This window comes from Streptomyces sp. SID12488, assembly GCF_010548275.1.
Classification (GTDB): domain Bacteria; phylum Actinomycetota; class Actinomycetes; order Streptomycetales; family Streptomycetaceae; genus Streptomyces.
This window is the reverse complement of record NZ_JAAGLT010000069.1, coordinates 1-3,796: the sequence shown is the minus strand read 5'-3', so window position 1 is coordinate 3,796 and position 3,796 is coordinate 1. Positions and strand designations below refer to the sequence as shown.

The 3,796-nt window shown below is 70.1% G+C and carries 3 protein-coding genes and 1 pseudogene; 2 read left to right on the top strand and 2 right to left on the bottom strand.

Annotation, left to right across the window (positions count from 1 at the left end; translation table 11 throughout):
- Nucleotides 1-185: 185 nt before the first annotated feature.
- Both G3I56_RS42465 and G3I56_RS42460 read right to left on the bottom strand, forming a co-directional pair.
- On the bottom strand, nt 186-1,067 hold the full coding sequence (locus tag G3I56_RS42465; protein WP_164418856.1) for an LLM class F420-dependent oxidoreductase: 882 nt from the start codon (nt 1,065-1,067) through the stop codon (nt 186-188).
- A gap of 69 nt (nt 1,068-1,136) precedes the next feature.
- Nucleotides 1,137-2,108 carry a TerC family protein gene (locus G3I56_RS42460; protein ID WP_164418854.1) on the bottom strand — a complete coding sequence of 324 codons (972 nt, stop codon included), beginning with the start codon at nt 2,106-2,108 and terminating at the stop codon, nt 1,137-1,139.
- Nucleotides 2,109-2,367: 259 nt separating this feature from the next.
- Between G3I56_RS42460 and G3I56_RS42455 the strand changes: the two genes are divergently transcribed.
- Both G3I56_RS42455 and G3I56_RS42450 read left to right on the top strand, forming a co-directional pair.
- The gene (locus G3I56_RS42455) at nt 2,368-3,342 is read left to right on the top strand and encodes an alpha/beta hydrolase (RefSeq protein ID WP_164418852.1); all 975 of its coding nucleotides are present in this window, start codon (nt 2,368-2,370) and stop codon (nt 3,340-3,342) included.
- Between the two features lie 240 nt (nt 3,343-3,582).
- Nucleotides 3,583-3,796 (top strand): annotated as a pseudogene (locus G3I56_RS42450) (PucR family transcriptional regulator); the annotation flags it as partial.

Sequence of the window (3,796 nt, the reverse complement as noted above, 5' to 3'; positions counted from 1 at the left end):
CGCGATCAACCTCATCCGCATCAACGCCTGGCTCACCGACCAACCCCGCGCCCGCACACGGACCAGCCCCCTGGCAGCACTTCGCCCCGCCGCATAACGACGGGGCGAAGCATCAGAGACCGGGATTAACCAACAGCGTCCGCACAGGCTCCGGCCCTCCGGCATGTCGCCCGGCGTCCCCGGCCTCAGCCCAGCTCGGCCGCGCGCAGCGCCGCCGGGGCCACGAACCGCTCGATCCACGCGGCGGGTTCACCCGTGCGCGGTCCCAGCATGACCGTCTCGATGCCGAACTTGGCGTAGCCCTCGATGTCCCGGACGAAGGCGTCGACGTCGTTCTCCTCGGGCGCGTCTCCCATGTAGAGAAGCGTCCTGGTGATGTCGTCGTACGGGCGTCCCACGCTGTCGCAGTGGCCGCGAAGGACGTCGAGCTTGTGCCCGACCTCCTCCGGGGTGCTCGCGAACAGGTTGCAGGCGTCCGCGTACTGGGCGACCAGGCGCAGGGTCTTGCGCTCTCCCCCGCCGCCGATCATGATCTCCGGGCGCGGTGAGCTGACGGGCGCCGGTACGCAGAGGGTCTCGGCGAGCCGGTAGTGCTTGCCCTCGAAGGGCCCGTCGGTGTCCGGGTCCCACATCTGGAGGCAGATCCGCAGGGTCTCCTCCAGCCGCTCGAACCGCTCGGCCGTCGCCGGGTACGGCACCCCGAGCCCTTCGTGCTCCCGGTCGTACCAGGCCGCCCCGATGCCGAGGCCGGCCCGGCCGCCGGAGAGCACGTCGAGGGTGGTGGCGATCTTGGCGAGCAGTCCGGGGTGGCGGTACGTCACGCCGGTCACCAGCGCGCCGAGGCGGACCGTGGAGGTGTGGGCGGCGAGGAAGCCGAGGGTCGTGTAGGCCTCCAGCATGGGGTCCTCGGCGCCGCCGTTGAACTCCATCTGGAAGTAGTGGTCCATGACCGTGAGCCGGTGGACGCCCGCCGCCTCGGCCGCGGCACCGGCCGCCGCCAGCTCGGGGCCGAGCGCGGGGCCGCCTCCAGGGTGGTTGAACCGGTTGATGTGCACGCCGAGCCGCATGTCCGTCTCCGTTCGCCTGCATCCAGCGGTGTTCCGGGAACGACGCTAGTTCCTGGAGCGCACACGAAGTCAAGCCCGAAGCCTGGCCGCTTCGGCCTCCTCCTGCTTCTTCGACGCCCGCAGGCTCGTCACCGTCGTGACGGCCAGTACGAGGACGATGAAGCCGAGCGAGAAGGGGATGGAGATCTCCGGGACGTGGACGCCGGACTCGTGCAGCGCGTGCAGCACCAGTTTCACCCCGATGAAGCCGAGGATGATCGACAGGCCGTAGCTGAGGTGCACCAGCTTCTTCAGCAGGCCGCCGATGAGGAAGTACAGCTGACGCAGGCCCATCAGGGCGAAGGCGTTGGCGGTGAAGACGATGTACGGGTCCTGGGTCAGCCCGTAGATGGCGGGGATGGAGTCGAGCGCGAACAACACGTCCGTGGAGCCGATCGCGAGCATGACGACCAGCATCGGCGTCATGATCCGCTTGCCGTTCTCCACGATGAACAGCTTGGTGCCGTGGTACCGGTCCGCGACACCGAACCGTTTCTCGACCATCTTGAGCAGCTTGCTCTCTTCGTACTCCTCCTCGTGCGAGCCCTTCCTGGCGTCCTGGACCAGTTTCCAGGCGGTCCAGATGAGGAAGGCGCCGAAGATGTAGAACACCCACGAGAACGTGGAGATGATCGCCGCGCCCGCCGCGATGAACCCGGCGCGCAGCACGAGGGCGACCAGGACACCGACCATCAGCACCCGCTGCTGGTACTGCGAGGGCACCGCGAACTTGCCCATGATCAGGACGAAGACGAAGAGGTTGTCGACACTCAGCGACTTCTCCGTGATGTACCCGGCGAAGAACTCACCGGTGGGCTTGGACCCGCCGTAGATCGCCAGCCCGAGGCCGAAGAGACAGGCGAGAACGACCCACACCACGGTCCAGGTGCCGGCCTCCTTCAGGGACACGTCGTGGGGTTTGCGGCCGATGAAGAAGTCGGCGGCGACGAGGACGCACAGGCCGACGACTGTCAGCGTCCAGACGGCGAATGAGACGTTCACAGGTACTCCAGAGGAAGGGGGGCAATGGCAGCGTTGTCATCACCCCTGATCGTTTCCACCCCAATACGGTGAACAACGATTCATCACCTGGCAAAGTCCCCAGGTCAGTGACGCAGTTGCCGTTTAGGCCGAGGCGGGGCCGACCGGGCTACCCGCCGGATGGCGGGCAAGTCCCGCCGTACGGCGGTGTGCCGGAACCCCGTGGCCGCGCGGATCATCGCCGTACGAGCCGCCGCACGCAGCATGAGGAGCAGAGGCAATGACGCTTACGCCGCCCCCGTTCGACCCGGAACTCGCCGCCGTCCTGGAGATGATCAAGGACACGTTGCCGCCCGAGCTGACCATGGACGAGATCGAGACCGTCCGCAAGGGGCCCGGCATCGAGATGCTGGCGGACATGGACCTGACGCTGGGCGGGGCCTTCGAGGTCGAGGACCGGGTCGTGCCTGGTCCCGAGAACGCGCCCGACATCTCACTGCTGATCTGCCGGCCGGCCGCTCCGGCGACGGACGGCCCGCTGCCGGTGATCTACCACGTGCACGGCGGCGGCATGGTGCTCGGCAACAACCGCGTCGGTGTGGACGGCCCATTGCGGTGGGGCAAGGAGCTGGGAGCGGTCGTGGTGTCCGTGGAGTACCGGCTGGCGCCGGAGCACCCGTACCCGGCGCCCATCGACGACGTGTACGCCGGGCTGCTGTGGACCGCCGAACACGCCGGGGAGATCGGCGGCGACCCCGAGCGGATCGTCATCGCGGGGGCCAGCGCGGGCGGTGGCCTCACGGCCGCGCTGGCCCTGCTCCTCAGGGACCGCAAGGGTCCGCGGCCCATCGGCCAGCTGCTGATGTGCCCGATGCTCGACGACCGCAACGACACCCCGTCCACGCACCAGATGGCGGGTCTCGGCGTGTGGGACCGCACGGCCAACGACACAGGGTGGACCGCGTTGCTCGGCGAACAGCGCGGCGGCCCGGACGTCTCGCCGTACGCCGCTCCGGCCCGCGCGACGGACCTGTCCGGCCTGCCCCCGGCCTTCCTCGACGTCGGCTCCGCCGAAACGTTCCGCGACGAGGTCGTCGCCTACGCCACAGGCCTGTGGCAGGCCGGCGGAGCCGCCGAGCTGCACGTATGGCCGGGCGGCTTCCACGGCTTCGACGGCTTCGCCCCCCAGGCAGTCCTCTCCCAGGCCTGCCAGTCGGCCCAGCTGGAGTGGCTCCGCCGGCTGCTCGCGGAGTAGGGGGCATGGGGCTGCGACTCCCCCGACGGGGCGCAGCCCCCTCCCAGGGGCGCGGGGAACTGCGCGACCAGCCCCCACCGGGCCCGCGCCAGAACACTGAGCCCAGTCGGCAAGGGGCATGGCCGGGGGGTTGGGGGCGCAGCCCCCACCCAAGGGGCGCGGGGAACTGCGCGACCAGCCCCCACCGGGCCCGCGGCCAAGGAACCGCACAACCTGCGGAGCAACTGGCACCATGGGGCCATGAAAGAGCTCGCGGGGCGGCTGACCGCGCTGGATCCGGATGCCGGTGCCGCCGTCCGGGTCATCGCCTACTTCGACCGGCTGGCCGAGCACCGGGCCGGCCTCGAGGCGCTGGTGCGCGGGGCCGCCGTGCTGGCCGGGTGTCCGGCGCGCCTCGCCGACACCGGGCGGCGGGTGCGTCTGCGCGTCGAGCCCGACGGGCGCCGCAGGGACA